Source organism: Pseudomonas sp. DD1, assembly GCF_044510355.1.
Classification (GTDB): domain Bacteria; phylum Pseudomonadota; class Gammaproteobacteria; order Pseudomonadales; family Pseudomonadaceae; genus Aquipseudomonas; species Aquipseudomonas shahriarae.
Window position 1 is genome coordinate 82,406 of sequence record NZ_MSAJ01000035.1, and the last position, 17,964, is coordinate 100,369.

The 17,964-nt window shown below is 61.7% G+C and carries 12 protein-coding genes; 10 read left to right on the plus strand and 2 right to left on the minus strand.

Going from position 1 to position 17,964, the window contains the following annotated elements; genetic code table 11:
* Positions 1-3: 3 nt before the first annotated feature.
* From PSFL_RS21905 to PSFL_RS21920, 4 genes are all read left to right on the plus strand, one after another.
* Positions 4-681, plus strand: a complete 678-nt coding sequence (locus PSFL_RS21905; RefSeq protein WP_057960506.1) for a response regulator transcription factor — start codon at positions 4-6, stop codon at positions 679-681.
* 158 nt (positions 682-839) lie between these two features.
* Positions 840-1,301: an LTXXQ domain protein gene (locus tag PSFL_RS21910; protein ID WP_057439995.1), complete on the plus strand. Its 462-nt coding sequence runs from the start codon at positions 840-842 to the stop codon at positions 1,299-1,301.
* A 64-nt stretch (positions 1,302-1,365) separates the two neighbouring features.
* Positions 1,366-2,709 carry a sensor histidine kinase gene (locus PSFL_RS21915; protein WP_397470481.1) on the plus strand — a complete coding sequence of 448 codons (1,344 nt, stop codon included), beginning with the start codon at positions 1,366-1,368 and terminating at the stop codon, positions 2,707-2,709.
* A gap of 40 nt (positions 2,710-2,749) precedes the next feature.
* The gene (locus PSFL_RS21920) at positions 2,750-4,099 is read left to right on the plus strand and encodes a CoA transferase (RefSeq protein WP_170045573.1); all 1,350 of its coding nucleotides are present in this window, start codon (positions 2,750-2,752) and stop codon (positions 4,097-4,099) included.
* 120 nt (positions 4,100-4,219) lie between these two features.
* On the opposite strand, the gene arcD (PSFL_RS21925) is transcribed toward PSFL_RS21920, so the two are convergent.
* Complete coding sequence (gene arcD, locus PSFL_RS21925) at positions 4,220-5,647, minus strand: arginine-ornithine antiporter (RefSeq protein WP_057439996.1); 1,428 nt, start codon at positions 5,645-5,647, stop codon at positions 4,220-4,222.
* A gap of 441 nt (positions 5,648-6,088) precedes the next feature.
* On the opposite strand from arcD (PSFL_RS21925), the gene arcD (PSFL_RS21930) reads away from it, so the two are divergent.
* From arcD (PSFL_RS21930) to PSFL_RS21955, 6 genes are all read left to right on the plus strand, one after another.
* The gene (gene arcD, locus PSFL_RS21930) at positions 6,089-7,516 is read left to right on the plus strand and encodes an arginine-ornithine antiporter (protein WP_057439997.1); all 1,428 of its coding nucleotides are present in this window, start codon (positions 6,089-6,091) and stop codon (positions 7,514-7,516) included.
* Between the two features lie 34 nt (positions 7,517-7,550).
* Positions 7,551-8,807: an arginine deiminase gene (gene arcA / locus PSFL_RS21935; protein WP_115128819.1), complete on the plus strand. Its 1,257-nt coding sequence runs from the start codon at positions 7,551-7,553 to the stop codon at positions 8,805-8,807.
* A 70-nt stretch (positions 8,808-8,877) separates the two neighbouring features.
* Positions 8,878-9,888: an ornithine carbamoyltransferase gene (locus PSFL_RS21940; protein WP_029296316.1), complete on the plus strand. Its 1,011-nt coding sequence runs from the start codon at positions 8,878-8,880 to the stop codon at positions 9,886-9,888.
* A 194-nt stretch (positions 9,889-10,082) separates the two neighbouring features.
* Complete coding sequence (gene arcC / locus PSFL_RS21945; protein ID WP_057439999.1) at positions 10,083-11,012, plus strand: carbamate kinase; 930 nt, start codon at positions 10,083-10,085, stop codon at positions 11,010-11,012.
* Between the two features lie 61 nt (positions 11,013-11,073).
* The gene (locus PSFL_RS21950; RefSeq protein WP_057440000.1) at positions 11,074-11,436 is read left to right on the plus strand and encodes a DUF5064 family protein; all 363 of its coding nucleotides are present in this window, start codon (positions 11,074-11,076) and stop codon (positions 11,434-11,436) included.
* Positions 11,437-11,635: 199 nt separating this feature from the next.
* Complete coding sequence (locus tag PSFL_RS21955) at positions 11,636-13,144, plus strand: sigma-54-dependent transcriptional regulator (protein WP_057440001.1); 1,509 nt, start codon at positions 11,636-11,638, stop codon at positions 13,142-13,144.
* On the opposite strand, the gene PSFL_RS21960 is transcribed toward PSFL_RS21955, so the two are convergent.
* Positions 13,145-17,824: a hypothetical protein gene (locus PSFL_RS21960; RefSeq protein ID WP_397470482.1), complete on the minus strand. Its 4,680-nt coding sequence runs from the start codon at positions 17,822-17,824 to the stop codon at positions 13,145-13,147.
* Between the last annotated feature and the right edge of the window lie 140 nt (positions 17,825-17,964).

A 17,964-nucleotide genomic window follows, 5' to 3' on the forward strand; every position in this document is an offset into this window, starting at 1 on the left:
GTCATGAGCGAGCTGTTACTGATAGATGATGACCAGGAGCTTTGTGAGCTGCTGACCAGTTGGTTGAGCCAGGAAGGTTTCCAGGTGCGCGCTTGCCATGACGGCGTGAGCGCGCGCAAAGCCCTGGCCGAAGCCGCGCCGGCGGCGGTGGTGCTGGATGTGATGCTGCCCGACGGCAGCGGCCTGGAGTTGCTCAAGCAATTGCGCGCCGACCACCCGGAGTTGCCGGTACTGATGCTCTCGGCCCGGGGCGAGCCCCTGGACCGGATCCTCGGCCTGGAACTGGGTGCCGATGACTACCTGGCCAAGCCCTGCGACCCCCGCGAACTGACCGCCCGCCTGCGGGCGGTACTGCGCCGCAGCCACCCGACGGCGGTGTCGACCCAGCTGGAACTGGGCGACCTGTGCTTCAGCCCAGTGCGTGGTGTGGTGATCATCGACCATCAGGAACTGACCCTCACCCTGTCCGAAAGCCGCCTGCTGGAAGCCTTGCTGCGCCAGCCGGGCGAGCCCCTGGACAAGCAGGAGCTGGCGCAGATCGCCCTGGGGCGCAAGCTGACCTTGTATGACCGCAGCCTGGACATGCACGTCAGCAACCTGCGCAAGAAAATCGGCCCGCATGCCGACGGCCGCCCGCGGATCGTTGCATTGCGCAGCCGTGGCTACTACTACAGCCTCTGAACCCCCTGCAGGAGCCGGCAAGCCGGCGCCTACAGGTTTGTAAGCCCCCACCCAATCCGTCTTTACCCAAGCTTTACCCTTCCCTGACCGCCGCTGACCTTGATCTTCGTAATCTACTCACATCCGGACTCACCGGAACCGAGACAAGGAGAAACACCATGCGCAAGACCCTTATCGCTCTGATGTTCGCCGCAGCCCTGCCGACCGTCGCCATGGCCATGCCAGAAGGCCATGGCCCGATGGGCGGCCCTGAAGGCCACATGATGGGTGGCCCGGGCCACGGCGGTGAACACGGCATGCGCGGCAAAGGCGGCCCGTTCAGCCAACTGGACCTGACCCGCGAGCAGCGCCAGCAGATCGGCAAACTGATGGGCGAACAACGGGAAGGCCGCCAACAACTGGTCAAGAAGTACCTGGACAAACTCCCGGCCGCTGACCAGAAGGCCATGAAGGACGAAATGGCCGCCGCCAAGCAGAAAACCCAGGCGGATATCCGCGCCCTGCTCAAGCCTGACCAGCAGAAGAAGTTCGACGAAATGGCGAAGAAACGCGCCGAGCGTCAAGCCGAGTGGCAGCAGTTCCAGGCCTGGAAAGCGCAACAACCGCAAAAAGCGCAATAATGCGTTAGCAACCTCCCAGCCCAGTGGCCCGTGCCGCTGGGCTTTTCCTGTTTGAGGGTTTCCTGTGCGTTCACTCTTCTGGCGCATCCTTGCCAGTTTCTGGCTGGCTATCGCTCTGGTTGCCGGGCTGTCGATCCTGCTTGGGCATATGCTCAACCAGGACGCATGGATTCTCAGCCGCCATCCCGGCCTCAACAACCTGGCCGAAGAATGGACCCAGCGTTATGAAACCCAGGGCGAGGACGCCGCCCAGGATTTGTTGCAACAGCGCAAACGCCAGTACCACGTCGATGTGCAGGTGCTCAACGAGAGCGGCGACCCGGTGGTGCGTGGCACCTTCCCGCGCCGCGCCGCCGCCTTCGAAGCCCGCCAGCATGAGAGCCATGAGGGCCGGCTACCGTGGCGCCGCCTGACGGCCGAGTACACCAGTGAAAAAACCGGCGATACCTACCTGCTGATCTATCGCATCGCCCTGCCGGAACTGGATGCCTGGCACCGCAGCAGCCTGCTCTGGCCCTTGAGTGCCCTGGCGATTGCGTTGGTGGTGCTGACCCTGTTCAGCCTGCTGGTGACCCTGTCCATCACTCGCCCCCTCAGCCGTCTGCGCGGTGCAGTGCATGACCTGGGCCAGACCACGTACCAGCAAAACAGCCTGGCGCGCCTGGCCGACCGACGTGATGAATTTGGCGTACTGGCCACCGACTTCAACCGCATGGGCGCTCGCCTGCAAAGCCTGATCGGCAGCCAGCGGCAATTGCTGCGCGATGTGTCCCACGAACTGCGCTCGCCCCTGGCGCGCCTGCGGATCGCCCTGGCCCTGGCGGAACGCGCCACGCCCGAAGCCCGGGAGAAGCTCTGGCCGCGCCTGACCCTGGAATGTGATCGCCTGGAAGCCTTGATCAGCGAGATCCTGGTGCTGGCGCGGGTCGACGCCGACAACGCCAGCGCCGAAGACATCGACCTCAACGCCCTGCTCAAGACCCTGCAAAAGGACGCCCAACTCGGCGCCCCGGAGCAGCAGGTGCAACTGCAAGCCGAGCCGGCGCTGCAACTCAAGGGCTGGCCCCATATGATCGAGCGGGCGCTGGACAACCTGTTGCGTAATGCCCAGCGCTTCAACCCTCCCACCCAGCCGATTGAAGTCCAGGCCCAGCGCCAAGGCGAACGCATTGTGATCAGCGTGCGCGACCACGGCCCGGGCGTGGAGGCCGAACACCTGCAAAAACTGGGCGAGCCGTTTTACCGCGCCCCCGGGCAAACCGCCCAAGGTCATGGGCTGGGCCTGGCCATCGCCCGCCGGGCCGCCGAACGTCATGGCGGCAGCTTGAGCCTGGCCAATCACCCGGAGGGCGGATTTATCGCCACCCTGGACTTGCCCTTGCAGCCGGGGATTGCAGCACACCCCTGAAGATCTTCTATGATGGCCCCTCTCTTATGGAGGGCCTTTGATGACTGATCTGCTCACCTCGATCCAGCGTGCACTCGATCTGCCGCCCACGCCGCTGGCGACCACTGAAGCCGGCGCCCTGCCGTCAACCTTCGCTGTCACCGAGCTGGCCTGCGCCAGCATCGGGGCTGCAGGTCAGGCCATAGCCCGGCTGCTGGAACAACAAACCGGGCGTCTGCCCCTGGTCTGCGTCGACCCGCGCCTAGCCTCCTTCTGGTTCTCCAGCTCCCTGCGCCCACTGGGCTGGAGCGTACCGCCGCTGTGGGATCCGATTGCCGGCGACTACGCCTGCGCTGACGGCTGGATTCGTCTGCACACCAACGCCCCCCACCACCGCGCAGCTGCCGAGCGTGTACTGGGGCAGGTCGCGGATCGGGCGGCGATGGCGCTCAAGGTCGCCTCCTGCAACGCCGCCGAGCTTGAGCAGGCGATTGTCGATGAGGCCGGCTGCGCCGCGCAGATGCGCACCTGGCAGCAGTGGCAGGCTCATCCCCAAGGGTTGGCGGTCAATCAGGAACCGTTGGTGGCATGGGAGCGCTTCGAGGCAGCCGGCAACACCACCTGGCTGGGCAACGTGGCGCGCCCGTTGGCGGGGGTCAAGGTACTGGACCTGACCCGCGTTCTGGCCGGTCCTGTGGCCAGCCGTTTTCTCGCAGGGCTTGGCGCCGACGTATTACGCATCGACTCCCCCACCTGGAACGAACCAGGGGTCGTGCCGGAAATGACCCTGGGCAAACGCTGCGCGCGCCTGGACCTTAAAAACACCGACGACCGGCAATTGTTCGAAGGTTTGCTCAAGGATGCCGACATTCTGTTTCACGGTTATCGGGCCGATGCACTAGAGCAACTGGGTTACAACGCGAGCGCACTGCAGCAACTCGCCCCCGGCCTGATCGACGTCAGCCTCAACGCCTACGGCTGGAGCGGCCCGTGGCGCAATCGCCGGGGCTTCGACAGCCTGGTGCAGATGAGCAGCGGCATCGCCCACGCCGGCATGCAATGGAAGCAGGCGGATAAACCCGTGCCGCTGCCGGTGCAGGCGCTGGACCATGCCACCGGTTACCTGATGGCGGCCAGTGCGATACGGGCCTTGGCCGAGCGTTTAAGCAGCGGGCATGGGGGGTCGGCCCGGCTGTCGCTGGCGCGTACGGCGAAATTGTTGATCGAGGCGGGACAAGACGTGAAGCAGCCAGCGCTGCGTGAAGAAGAACCGGGTGATCAGGGGCTGCTGGTGGAGCAGACGGCCTGGGGGGCGGCGCATCGGTTGCTGGCGCCGGTCACTCTTGCCGGGACACCGCTGCAGTGGGATTTGCCGGCTGGGGAATTGGGCGCGCATCGGGCACGGTGGTGACCTTGAAATGGTCATCGCGGGCAAGCCCGGCTCCCACAGTTGACCGGGTACACGATCAACTGCGGGAGCGGGCTTGCCCGCGATAAGGCCCTCCCCAGCACAATCAACCAAGCGTCATGCTCACAGGGTCAGCACCCCGCTATACAACCCATACGCCGCCAGGCTCGCCCCGGCAATCACGCAACTGAAAATCCCCTTTTCCAGCAAGGTAAACAGCGGCTGGCCCTGCTCGCGCTTGGCCTGGGCAAACAGAATCACCCCAGGTGCATACAGCAACGCCGACAGCAGCAGGTATTTCAAGCCCCCGGCATACAGCAGCCACACCGCATAGCCCAGGGCAATCACGCCGACCAGCAGGTCCTTGAGCCGCTGGCCATGGGCTTCTTCGTAGGTTTCTCCGCGCCCGCACAACAACACGGCATAGGCCGCCGACCATAAATACGGCACGAGGATCATCGACGACGCCAGGTAGATCAACGTGGTGTAAGTGCTGGCCGAAAACAGCGTGATCACCAGGAACAGCTGGATCATCACATTGGTCAGCCACAACGCATTGACCGGCACGCGGTTGGCATTTTCCTTTTTCAGGAAGGCCGGCATGGTCTTGTCATGGGCAGTGGCGTAGAGAATCTCGGCACACAGCAAGGCCCATGACAGCAACGCCCCCAGCAGCGACACCGCCAGGCCGATGCTGATCAACATTGCGCCCCAGGGGCCGACGATATGTTCCAGCACGCCCGCCAGTGAGGGGTTCTGCAAGTTGGCCAACTCGGGCTGGCTCATGATCCCCAGGGACAGCACGTTGACCAGCACCAGCAGGGCCAGCACTCCGACAAACCCGATCACCGTGGCGCGGCCCACGTCCGAGCGTTTTTCCGCGCGCGCCGAGTACACGCTGGCCCCTTCGATACCGATAAACACAAACACGGTGACCAGCATCATATTGCGCACCTGGTCCATCACCCCACCGAACTGCGGGTTGCCCAGGCCCCAGATATCCCGGGTGAATACATCCGCCTTGAAGGCCACGGCGGCGATCACGATAAACATCAGCAGCGGTACGATCTTGGCCACGGTGGTGACCTGGTTGATAAACGCTGCCTCCTTGATCCCGCGCATCACCAGAAAATGCACAGCCCACAGCAGCAACGACGCGCAACCGATCGCCACCGGCGTGTTGCCCTGGCCGAACACCGGAAAAAAATAGCCCAGGGTGCTGAACAGCAACACGAAATAGCCGACGTTGCCCATCCAGGCGCTGATCCAGTAGCCCCAGGCTGACGAGAAACCCATGTAGTCGCCAAACCCCGCCTTGGCGTAGGCATACACCCCGGAGTCGAGGTTGGGCTTGCGGTTGGCCAGGGTCTGGAACACGAACGCGAGGGTCAACATGCCAATGGCAGTGATCCCCCAACCGATCAGGATCGCCCCCACCTCGGCCCGCGCAGCCATGTTCTGTGGCAACGAGAAGATTCCGCCGCCAATCATCGAGCCCACCACCAATGCCACCAGGGCACTGAGACGCAGCTTTTGTGCCGGTTGCGACATAGAAACTCCTGCAGATAAAACAGTTATTGAGCGCTGCACTCAGCTAATTTATCGAAATCAATCAATGTTTATTAGCTATAGCGAATAAAACTGCTCGCCTCATAACTTAATGACATTTCAATTAGTCGAGTTTAGGTAAATTTAGAATTTAAATACGGCTTGTCTTTTATCCATGGGAGGTATTTGGCAAAGCCTCTGAAAAAGTTTGCACATCTGCGAAAACGGGCTAGCTTCAAGCGTCCACGTCTTGCGCACAAAAGGATTAACCCGAACGGAGAGATGCTCTGAAATGAGCATATCCGGGCAATTATACGCCTGTAGCATTTATTCATAAGTCTTTAATTCACAATGGAATGTGCCAATGAAGTGATCTAAGTCAGCTATTTGAATAGCGCACAGTTTTATTCTGTGGTCTCTCTTCTCCTGCATTGGAGTCACGCAATGTCTGAATCTCCCGGAAAACTTCGATTAGGCGCCCTTGTTGCTCTTGTTGTGGGCTCAATGATTGGCGGCGGGATCTTCTCGTTGCCACAGAACATGGCCGCCAGCGCCGATGTCGGTGCGGTGTTGATTGGTTGGGTTATCACTGCCGTGGGTATGTTGACCCTGGCCTTTGTATTCCAGACCCTGGCCAATCGCAAACCTGACCTGGACGGCGGCGTGTACGCCTACGCCAAGGCCGGTTTTGGCGACTACATGGGTTTCTCGTCAGCCTGGGGCTACTGGATCAGTGCCTGGCTGGGCAACGTCGGCTACTTCGTGTTGCTGTTCAGCACCCTGGGCTACTTCTTCCCCATCTTCGGCGAAGGCAACACCCCGGCGGCAGTGATCGGCGCCTCGGTGCTGTTGTGGGCCGTGCATTTTCTGGTATTGCGCGGGATCAAGGAGGCGGCGTTTATCAACCTGGTGACCACCGTCGCCAAGATCGTACCGCTGGTGCTGTTTGTATTGATCGCGCTGTTCGCGTTCAAGCTGGACATCTTCACCGCTGATATCTGGGGCCTGAAAAACCCCGACCTGGGCAGCGTGATGAACCAGGTGCGCAACATGATGCTGGTCACCGTCTGGGTATTTATCGGTATCGAAGGCGCGAGCATCTTCTCGTCCCGTGCCGAAAAACGCTCGGACGTGGGCAAGGCCACCGTCATCGGCTTTATCACCGTGCTGCTGTTCCTGATGCTGGTGAACGTGCTGTCCCTGGGCATCATGACCCAACCGGAACTGGCCAAGCTGCAGAACCCGTCGATGGCCGCCGTGCTGGAGCATGTGGTCGGCCACTGGGGCGCGGTGCTGATCAGCGTCGGCTTGATCATCTCGCTGCTGGGTGCGCTGCTGTCGTGGGTGCTGCTGTGTGCAGAGATCATGTTCGCCGCTGCCAAAGACCACACCATGCCGGAGTTCCTGCGTAAGGAAAACGCCAACCATGTGCCGGTCAACGCCCTGTGGCTGACCAATGCCATGGTCCAGGTCTTCCTGGTGATCACCCTGTTTTCCGCCAGTACCTACCTGTCGCTGATCTACCTCGCCACCTCGATGATCCTGGTGCCCTACCTGTGGTCGGCGGCCTACGCGCTGCTGCTGGCAGTGCGCGGCGAGACCTACGAGGCGGCCCTGGCCGAGCGCAAGAAAGACCTGTTTATCGGCGCCGTCGCTCTGATCTACGCGGTCTGGCTGCTGTATGCCGGTGGCACCAAGTACCTGCTGCTGTCCGCCCTGCTCTACGCCCCTGGCGCGATCCTGTTCGCCAAGGCCAAGCGTGAACTGGGCAAACCGATTTTCACCAACGTCGAGAAGCTGATTTTCGCCGCAGTGGTCATTGGCGCCCTGGTGGCGGCCTATGGGCTCTACGACGGCTTCCTGACCCTGTAACACCTGAATCTTTATGTTCACTGGAGGATCTGTAATGACCACGGAAAAAGTTAAGTACGGCGTACATTCCGAAGCCGGCAAACTGCGCAAAGTCATGGTGTGTTCCCCAGGTCTGGCCCATCAGCGGCTGACCCCCAACAATTGCGACGAACTGTTGTTCGATGACGTGCTCTGGGTTGCCCAGGCCAAGCGGGACCATTTCGACTTCGTCACCAAGATGCGCGAACGCGATATTGATGTGCTGGAAATGCACAACCTGCTGACCGACATTGTTGCCATCCCCGCAGCCCTGGACTGGATCCTGGAGCGCAAGATCACTGCCGATACAGTTGGCCTGGGCCTGGCCGATGAAGTCGGTTCCTGGCTGCGCAGCCTGGAGCCGCGCAAGATCGCCGAGTTCCTGATCGGTGGCGTGTCGGCCGATGACCTGCCGAGCAGCTTTGGTGGCAAGACCATCGAGATGTTCCGCGACTTCCTCGGCCACTCAAGCTTTATCCTGCCGCCGCTGCCCAACACCCAGTTCACCCGCGACACCACCTGCTGGATCTACGGTGGCGTAACGCTCAACCCGATGTACTGGCCGGCGCGACGTCAGGAAACCCTGCTGACCACCGCCATCTACAAGTTCCACCCCGAGTTCACCAACGCCGACTTCCAGATCTGGTACGGCGACCCTGACCTGCAACACGGTGCAGCCACCCTGGAAGGCGGCGACGTGATGCCGATTGGCAACGGCGTGGTCTTGATCGGTATGGGCGAGCGCTCGTCCCACCAGGCCATCGGCCAACTGGCGCGCAACCTGTTCAAGAACAAGGCCGTGGAAAAAGTCATCGTGGCCGGCCTGCCGAAATCCCGCGCCGCGATGCACCTGGACACCGTGTTCAGCTTCTGCGACCGCGACCTGGTCACCGTCTTCCCCGAAGTGGTAAGCCAGATTGTTCCTTTCACCCTGCGCCCTGACGAAAGCAAGCCCCACGGCATTGATATCCAACGGGAGAAAACCAACTTCCTCGACACCGTGGCCGCAGCCCTTGGCCTCAAGACCCTGCGCGTAGTGGAAACCGGCGGCAACAGCTTCGCCGCCGAACGCGAACAGTGGGATGACGGCAACAACGTGGTAGCGGTAGAGCCTGGCGTGGTGATCGGTTACGACCGCAACACCTACACCAACACCCTGCTGCGCAAGGCCGGTGTGGAAGTCATCACTATCAGTGCCGGTGAACTGGGCCGCGGCCGTGGCGGTGGCCACTGCATGACCTGCCCAATCATCCGCGATCCTATCGACTACTAAACGACCGTCTCCCCGGTCGGCACCTACCCGATGCCGACCGGGCCGATTACCGAATCCAAGGAGAATCATCATGGCGTTCAACATCCACAACCGTAACCTGCTGAGCCTGGAACACCACACCCCGCGCGAGCTGCGCTACCTGCTGGACCTGTCCCGCGACCTCAAGCGCGCCAAGTACACCGGCACCGAGCAGCAGCACCTCAAAGGCAACAACATCGCGCTGATCTTCGAGAAAACCTCGACCCGCACCCGATGTGCCTTCGAAGTCGCAGCCTATGACCAGGGCGCCAACGTCACCTATATCGACCCGAACTCGTCGCAGATCGGCCACAAAGAAAGCATGAAAGACACCGCCCGCGTACTCGGGCGCATGTACGACGCCATCGAATACCGTGGCTTCAAGCAGGAAATCGTCGAAGAACTGGCGAAATTTGCCGGGGTACCGGTGTTCAACGGCCTGACCGACGAGTACCACCCAACCCAGATGATCGCCGACGTGCTGACCATGCGTGAACACGCTGACAAGCCGATCCACGACATCAGCTACGCCTACCTGGGCGACGCCCGTAACAACATGGGCAACTCGCTGCTGCTGGTCGGCGCCAAACTGGGCATGGACGTACGCATCTGCGCCCCCAAAGCCCTGTGGCCCCACGATGACCTGGTCGGTCGCTGCAAAAAATACGCGGAAGAAAGCGGTGCACGCATCACCCTCACCGAAGACCCGAAAGCGGCGGTCAAGGGCGTGGACTTTATCCACACTGACGTCTGGGTCTCCATGGGCGAGCCAGTGGAAGCCTGGGCCGAGCGTATCGAGCAACTGCTGCCGTACCAGGTCAATGCCCAACTGATGAAAGCCACCGGCAACCCACGCACCAAGTTCATGCACTGCCTGCCGGCGTTCCATAACAGCGATACCAAGATCGGCAAACAGATTGCCGAGCAGTATCCGCACCTGGCCAACGGCATCGAAGTGACCGACGACGTGTTCGAGTCCCCAGCCTGCATCGCCTTCGAGCAAGCGGAAAATCGCATGCACACCATCAAGGCGATCCTGGTTTCGACGCTGGCTGACTTGTAATCCAACACCGCTCCCACTGATGTAACACGGTCAATGTGGGAGCGGGCTTTATGCGGCCTTGCCCGCGATGCAGTCACCTCGGTCTGCCAGGCATATTGAGGTGATGCCATCGCAGGCAAGCCAGCTCCCACATAAAGCCAGCTCCGACATTTTGTCCGGTGTTCACAAAGCCGCACTCTAAAAGGACAACCGCTATGCGTATCGTCGTTGCTCTGGGCGGTAACGCCCTGCTCCGCCGTGGTGAACCCATGACTGCGGACAACCAACGCGCCAATATCCGGATCGCCACCGAACAGATTGCCAAGATCCATCCCGGCAATGAGCTGGTGATCGCCCACGGCAATGGGCCGCAAGTCGGCCTGCTGTCCCTGCAAGCCGCCGCCTACACCCAGGTCTCGCCCTACCCGCTGGACGTGCTGGGTGCCGAAACCGAAGGCATGATCGGCTACATCATCGAACAGGAACTGGGCAACCTGCTGGACTTTGAGGTGCCATTCGCCACCCTGCTGACCCAGGTTGAAGTGGACGCCAACGACCCGGCCTTCCAGAACCCGACCAAGCCGATCGGCCCGGTCTACTCCAAAGCCGAAGCGGAAAAACTGGCCGCCGAAAAAGGCTGGGCGATTGCCCCCGATGGCGATAAATACCGCCGGGTAGTGGCCAGCCCACGGCCCAAACGCATCTTTGAGATCCGCCCGATCAAGTGGCTGCTGGAAAAAAGCAGCATCGTGATCTGTGCCGGCGGCGGCGGCATCCCGACCATGTATGACGAGAACGGCAAGCTCAAGGGCATCGAGGCCGTGATCGACAAAGACCTGTGTTCCTCGCTGCTGGCCCAGCAACTGGAAGCCGACCTGCTGGTGATCGCCACCGACGTCAACGCCGCCTTTATCGACTTCGGCAAGCCGACGCAAAAGGCTATCGCCCAGGCCCACCCCGACGACATGGAAACACTCGGCTTCGCCGCCGGCTCCATGGGGCCTAAGGTCCAGGCCGCCTGCGAGTTCGCCCGCAACACTGGCAAAACCGCAGTGATCGGTTCACTCTCGGACATCGAAGCGATCGTCCAGGGCACCGCCGGTACCCGTATCAGCACGGCAAAACCTGGCATCACCTACTTATAACTACACCCCGGGCGGCTGTTGCAGCCGCCCTTCTCCAATGCCTTGTTAGGGAGAGACGCCTATGGCCATTTTTGAACCCGGTCACTTGCATGTTGAACGCCACGCCTTGAATGCCCAGGACCACAGCTACGACCTGTGCATCGACTATGAAGTCAGCCAGGATCCAAAGGAAGGCAAGGGAATGCTCTTCAAGATGCATGGTTCGGTGCAGGGCAAAGAGCTCAAGGAAGAATTCTTCCTGCCCAAGGACCAGGCCTTCGACTTTGCCCGCCATGCCATGAACATCGCGCAGAAATACGGCATGCCGAAAACCGCGGTCCTCAACGGAGGCATGCATAAACAGTACGACTTGATGTTCGAGGATGTGCGCCACCAGCTGGATGTAAAGCCGGGCGATCCGATCAAGCCTGAACACCTGGAATAACCCCTGCTCCACGGCCAAAACAGATCAAATGTGGGAGCCAGCTTGTGTGGGAGCTGGCTTGCCTGCGATGAAGGCACCTCGATGTATCAGTCACACCTCGATGAGGCTATCGCAGGCAAGCCAACTCCCACATTTTTGATCTCCACCGTCGCTCAGGCATACTGGCCACCCTCCGCATTGCAGAATCAAAGTCCGCCCCATGCGTATCCACGTCAGCTTCATCGACCGCGTCGGCATTACCCAGGAAGTCCTGGCCCTGCTCGGTGGGCGCAATCTCAACCTGGATGCGGTGGAGATGATCCCGCCCAACGTCTACATCGACGCGCCGACCCTGAGCGTGGAGGTGCTGGAAGAGTTGCGCGACGCGCTGTTCAGCGTCCATGGCGTACAGGCGGTGACGGTGGTGGATATCCTTCCCGGCCAGCGCCGCCACCTGCAACTCGACGCCCTGCTGGCGGCCATGACCGACCCGGTCCTGGCCCTGGACAGCGCCGGCAAGGTGCTGCTGGCCAACCCGGCGCTGATCGCCCTCTATGGCCGCGAGCCGGCTGGCGAAAGCATCGCCGAGCTGTTTGACGATCCGGCGCTGCTGGAAGCCTTGCTCGAACATGGCTTTCGCCTGCCCCTGCGCGAGATCAGCGTCAACGGCCAGACCTTGCTGCTGGATGCCACGCCGATTACCGATGCCGGCGCGCTGCTGACTTTGTACCAACCCAATCGCATCGGCGAGCGGCTCTCGGCGCTGCACCATGACCATGCCGAAGGCTTCGATGCGTTGCTGGGCGAGTCCGTGGCCATCCGCACCCTCAAGACCCGTGCGCAACGGGTGGCGGCCCTCGACGCCCCGCTGTTGATCCAGGGCGAGACCGGCACCGGCAAAGAGCTGGTGGCCCGCGCCTGCCATGCCATCAGCGCACGCCACAGCTCACCGTTCCTGGCGCTGAACTGCGCGGCGCTGCCGGAAAACCTCGCCGAAAGCGAGCTGTTCGGCTACGCCCCCGGCGCCTTTACCGGTGCCCAGCGCGGCGGCAAGCCAGGGCTGATGGAACTGGCCAACCAGGGCACGGTGTTTCTCGATGAGATCGGCGAGATGTCGCCGTACTTGCAGGCCAAGCTGCTGCGTTTTCTCAATGACGGCAGCTTTCGCCGGGTCGGCGGCGACCGCGAGGTCAAGGTCAATGTGCGCATCCTCAGCGCCACCCACCGCGACCTGGAAAAGATGGTCAGCGAAGGCACCTTCCGCGAAGACCTGTTCTACCGCCTCAATGTGCTGAATGTGGAAGTGCCGCCCCTGCGCGAACGCGGCCAGGACATCCTGCTGCTGGCCCGCTACTTCATGCAGCAGGCCTGCGCGCAGATCCAGCGCCCGGTCTGCCGCCTGGCACCGGGCACCTACCCGGCGCTGCTGGGCAACCGCTGGCCGGGTAATGTGCGCCAGTTGCAGAACGTGATCTTCCGCGCCGCCGCCATTTGCGAAAGCAACCTGGTGGACATTGGCGATCTGGATATCGCCGGCACCTCGGTCGCCCGCCAGAGCGACGGCGAAGTGAACAGCCTGGAGCAGGCCGTCGAGGACTTTGAGCGCAGCCTGCTCGAAAAGCTCTACAGCACCTACCCCTCGACACGTCAGTTGGCCAACCGTCTACAGACGTCTCACACCGCTATCGCCCATCGGTTGCGCAAATACGGCATCCCCGGCAAACCCTGATCACCACAGGACCCTGCGCCCACGCTGGATCACCGCCCCCGTCGCGCTGAAAAACAGCTGCTGGGCCATGGCTGGACTGATCCGCGAATAGTAGATCGCAATCACATCGCTGTCGGTCTTGTCGGCCAGGCTGCGAAAGCTCATAAAGCGTTGTTCCGGCCGTTTCAAATGGCCGGCGCTGTATGGCGCGTTGGCCGCCTCGCGTGTGCGGTAATGAAAATGGGCGTAGGCCAATACCTTGCCGCCAGTGTCCTTGACCAGGTATTCCTGCAGGAAATCATTCTCCCGTTTAAGCGCTATGCGCCCCTCTATCGGTAGGATTTGCACCTCATTCTGGCTCTTGAGGTAGGCAATCCCCTCTTCATCAGGTGCCAGGCGCTTGACCATCTCGATACGGATCAGCCTGCCGTGCTCCGCCAGGCGGCTGGAGGCCTGCCCCAGCTCCTTGAGCAGGGGCTCCTGCGTTTGGCTTTGCTCCTGCCCCAGGGCCTTGCGGATCTTATCGGCCACCCCATTGATTTTCCCGGCATGCCGTAACAACCGGGCCTCGACGCTGGCGGGCTGGCTGGAGAGGCGCGCTTCGTTACGCCCCTGCTCAAGCACAGTCGACTGGCGCGCCAGCAGCTTGCGCCCATCGTCCTTGAGCCTTTCCAGGGAGCGCACCGGGCGCACTGGCGGCGTACTGGCCTGGGTGATTGCCTCAAACTCATCACTGCCAGGCGCCTGCCGAAAGCTCGCCACCACACTCTGATCGACCGGATTGATGACATCGACAATGTGCTCGTTCATCTGCGGCGTACGCGCCCGAACCTGGCCCACCAGATAGCGGCTCTTGCGGTCACGGATCAGGCGCTTGCCAGAGCCAAGCGCGGGCCCGGGCGCGCGTGCAGGAGTCTGCTCGCGCTCACGCAGCAGCGCCGCCAGGGAACCGCGCGCTTCATGCTCCAAGGCGTTGAGCATGCGATTCAAGCGCTCGATGCTGCCCTCATAGAGCAGGTCGGAATCCATGTCGCCGTACTCACGCAGGGACGCTTGGGTGTTGTCATAGTCGAGCAAAATCGCGTCATAGCCGTCGATGCGCTGTTGCACACTCAGGGGGCCTGCCTCCTGCAGGTTTTTTTGTGACTGCACCGATTGGGTCGCCTCATCGACCAACGAGCCGATCCGGATGAAATCCTCATATTCCTCGGGCTTCGGCGGCCTGCGCACTATCACCCCGCCCAATGCCTTCAACTGCAGCGACTTCCAGTCCAGCGGCGTGCCAAGCGTGGAGGGAAGCAAGGCTTCAGGCCGCGAGTCATACCCGGGTACTTGGGCCAGCCTGGCATAGTTGTTTCGCTCCAGGATGCTCAAGTCGATCAGTTGGTCGTTGTAGCCAATAATTGTCTGCATCGACTCGACGAGCGTGTGGTGCGCAGCCTGAACAACGGCTACGTCTTCATGCTCCAGCTGTTCACCCAACTGGCTGCGACGCTCACCGGGAAACACCTCGTTCGAGCGGTTTGCGATCAGCATCACCATCTGCACACGCAGGGTCTGGACAAGGTCCTCCAACTGCAGGATCTTTTCCGGCTCGAACCGCTCCACGGGTTTGTTGGCATTTTTTGCGATCAACGCGTCCAGCCGGTTGAACTGCGCCCGGCTTTGTTTCTCCAGGGCGGTCAGATAGCTGGCCCGCAGCGCTTGCAGGGATGGATCAAAGAGTTTTTGCTGATCGCCGCCGTGGGCGTGTTCAAAGCGCTCTTCGGCGGCCGCCGCGGCTTTTTCAGCCTCCATCAGGCGTTCCGTCATCTCTTGATAATGACGTTCAAACATCTGGTTCTGACGCTGGATATTGGCGCGGCGGCTGGCAGCCGACAGCTTGGGATGGCCACCGAGCAATTGCAGGCCCAGGTCGACTTTCCACACCCCGCGTGAATCTTTCCTGAGCCAGGGGCCGGCGCGCAGGGGATTTCTCAGGTCCACGATGCGCCAACGCCCATCCACCTGCTTGCCCCCATACAGCTGGCTGTCAATTAACAGGTAATCTTCATGGCTGACCGTGCCGCCGGGGCGCCGCACCGCGACCCGGCCGCGTATAGGGCTGTCTGGCGAGCTGACCGTGGGCGTTCCCGGCCACTGCTCGCCCTGCCCTGGGGACCAGCGGAAGGTCTCAAGCTGTGCCTGTTGCGCGGGATCAAGGCGCAACCGCGCGTTGGCCCAGGAAAAGTCCATGCCCGTGACATCGGCCAGTGAACGCTGCCAGGCAAACGTCGACGGCGTCTGCTGGACATGCCTGACCGCCGTGGTTTCGATCGCGCCAGTAGACAGTGACCGGGTCTCACTCAACCGCAAACGCTGATCAAGGCTGACCACCGGGCTCAACAGCAGGCCGGCCAGGCTGCCGAGCAAATCGACCAGGGCACCGGCGGTGTCTTCCTGACTGGCTGCGGCCGGCAAAGCCAGCACCGTGCGAAAGCTGACATACACCTGGGACAACCACCCCGCCACTGCCACCGATCCCCTGAGCAGGGGCAGCAGGGCATTGAAGATCTGCCAGAGATTATTCTTGAACAACGTCCAACGCAGCGCCTCGATAGAGGTGGCGCGTTTTTCGGCGGACTGCCAAAGGCTCCTGGTGTTTTCATCAAATACCGTCTCAAGAAACACCCCAGGTACTGGCTCGTCGCTGAGCAATGCCGGGCTCGCCGCAGCGTGCTCGCTGTATTCGTCCCCCTGTAGAAAGCGCTGGACATGGGGGCTTGAAAACCCGCCGTTGGCAAACAATGCGCGGCTGCTTTCAGACAGTTGCTCAAGCACCACCGCCTGCAGGTCACTGCCCGTTCGAGTGATCTCGTCGAGCAGCGCCTGGCGGCTGGCGAACTGCTGGAGCAGCGCCTCGGCCTGATCAGGCCGGTACAGAATATGGGGCAACGGGCTGTTATCCCGCGGACCGATGACAAACAGGTTGCTGGCTTTATGCACCGTTCCCCCAGCATGCGTCAGAAAAGCCAAGGGCCGGGCGATGATCATCTGGTTACCGACTGCCCGCTTGAGTGGGTCGCTCTGCAGCAAGGCTTGCACCACCTCTGCGCCGGGCGGGGTAAACCCGTTGCGTTGGCGCAGGCTGTTCTCAAGGGCGCACAATGGAAGCTGCAAGGCCATCTGCTCGACAAACAAGCGTCGGCGCCGTGCAGACTCTGCCGGGTCCGACACCAGCGCCCGCTTGAGTAGCGCGGGGTAATGCCGACCCACATCGACCGTCTCAATCAGTTTTTCCAGGTACGCCGGCCTGATCCACCCGGCAACCTCCTGCCCCGGCGCCGCCTGATGGGCGATCTGCACACTGGCATAGGGGGTAGCAAAGGGGTTTTCCAACGACCATGAGGTCAAGGACTTGGTGGTGCGCTGCGTCCAGCCCACCGTGGCGCCTTGGGTGCGTTCAAACGTCAGCAGGTAATCATCCGGATTGATCGCGGCTTCTTGCGGGAAATCCAGGTGCATCTGGCGTTGCAGCGCTTGGCGGGCATACACGTCAATCGGCTCCAGCCCGTCGAGAAACGATGCACCGCCCGTGCGTTTTTGCAGGTGTGCCAGACGCTCCAGCCATTGGCCGTAGGTGTTCCGGTCGGCCCCGCTGGCGACCTGCAACCACAGCGGCAACTGCTCTTCGTGGGGCTGCTGGAGGTAATCGCCCTCGAACCACACCTCGGGTGCGGTGAGTTGGCTGAACAGGCGCTTGTAGCTGTCGATGCCGGGAAGCGCCGACCAATTGAGCTGCTGCAACGCCCTTAACTGGCGCTCCAGCAAGGTCTGGGCCTGTGCATCGAACACATCGCCTTGCGGCTCCTTGAGCACCCAATTGACGAGCAGTCCGGGGGTGTAGTGGCTCATGTAGCGCGGCAGCAGGCTGCCCAACTCGTCCAACGCAGTCAGTTTGAGCAGGCTTATCGCGGGAACATAAACCAGGTTGACCTGTTGCTGCGCGACCTGACGCTGCAAGACCAACAACGGCAGCCACTCGCCGGGCCGCCCCTCCTGGCCGGCATAGACTTGATAGATCCGCAGCACATCGGCCCCGCCCAGCGCTTGCCGGTCCACCTGATGGCCCCACAGTTCCTGCGGCCCGTCCCCCAGCCCCAGCAGCGCGCTTGCTTGCTGCGGTGTCAGGGGCGGAGTCTGCCGGGCGCTGAGCAGACACTCACGCAACTGCGTGCCGACTGCGCCCCAGCGACTAAGCCCCGCATCGCCGGGGGCAGGCGCGTTCCAGTAGGCCACCAGCCTTGCGTTAAAACCGGCGAGCAACTGGGGGGCCAGGGCGTTGAGCATGAACTCAATATCATCGACCGACACCACATCGGTTATCGGCACGAGGCCATGGCTTATGGAACTGACCAACAGGTAATGGTGACCGGCCACGTAGTTCAGCACTTCGCTGCTCATGCAGCGCCTGATCAGGGCATCACCCAGGGTCGTGAGCTGGGTGTAGCTATCAGCGCCGGCTTGAGCGGGCTGCCTCACGCCGATCCAGGTGATGTTGGCCCGTAAGCGGGAGGCCGCGAACCCGTCGGCGATCCAGTCCTGGACCATGGACTCGGCCACTTGCGTCAACGTCGGGCGCTGGGCAAACAGGCGCCGGAGAAAATCGCGGGATGCGTTTAGCTGGGAAGTGCCCTGAAATGCCGCTATTGAATGGCTCATGCCGCGCGTCCTAATCATTGGATAACGGCAAAATAAGCCGCCCCCTGCCGGCCCGTGCGCTACATACATCTCGCGCAGCTGTATCGAAAACGCTACAGCGGAACGTTTTCAATACACGCCTGGTCCGCCTTCGCCATGCA

What these genes read in the sequence shown, in the direction of transcription:
- PSFL_RS21905 (WP_057960506.1), top strand. Translation starts at nt 4, where the DNA reads ATGAGCGAGCTGTTACTGATAGATGATGACCAGGAGCTTTGTGAGCTG.
- PSFL_RS21910 (WP_057439995.1), top strand. Translation starts at nt 840, where the DNA reads ATGCGCAAGACCCTTATCGCTCTGATGTTCGCCGCAGCCCTGCCGACC.
- PSFL_RS21920 (WP_170045573.1), top strand. Translation starts at nt 2,750, where the DNA reads ATGACTGATCTGCTCACCTCGATCCAGCGTGCACTCGATCTGCCGCCC.
- arcD (WP_057439996.1), bottom strand. Translation starts at nt 5,647, where the DNA reads ATGTCGCAACCGGCACAAAAGCTGCGTCTCAGTGCCCTGGTGGCATTG.
- arcD (WP_057439997.1), top strand. Translation starts at nt 6,089, where the DNA reads ATGTCTGAATCTCCCGGAAAACTTCGATTAGGCGCCCTTGTTGCTCTT.
- arcA (WP_115128819.1), top strand. Translation starts at nt 7,551, where the DNA reads ATGACCACGGAAAAAGTTAAGTACGGCGTACATTCCGAAGCCGGCAAA.
- PSFL_RS21940 (WP_029296316.1), top strand. Translation starts at nt 8,878, where the DNA reads ATGGCGTTCAACATCCACAACCGTAACCTGCTGAGCCTGGAACACCAC.
- arcC (WP_057439999.1), top strand. Translation starts at nt 10,083, where the DNA reads ATGCGTATCGTCGTTGCTCTGGGCGGTAACGCCCTGCTCCGCCGTGGT.
- PSFL_RS21950 (WP_057440000.1), top strand. Translation starts at nt 11,074, where the DNA reads ATGGCCATTTTTGAACCCGGTCACTTGCATGTTGAACGCCACGCCTTG.
- PSFL_RS21955 (WP_057440001.1), top strand. Translation starts at nt 11,636, where the DNA reads ATGCGTATCCACGTCAGCTTCATCGACCGCGTCGGCATTACCCAGGAA.
- PSFL_RS21960 (WP_397470482.1), bottom strand. Translation starts at nt 17,824, where the DNA reads ATGAGCCATTCAATAGCGGCATTTCAGGGCACTTCCCAGCTAAACGCA.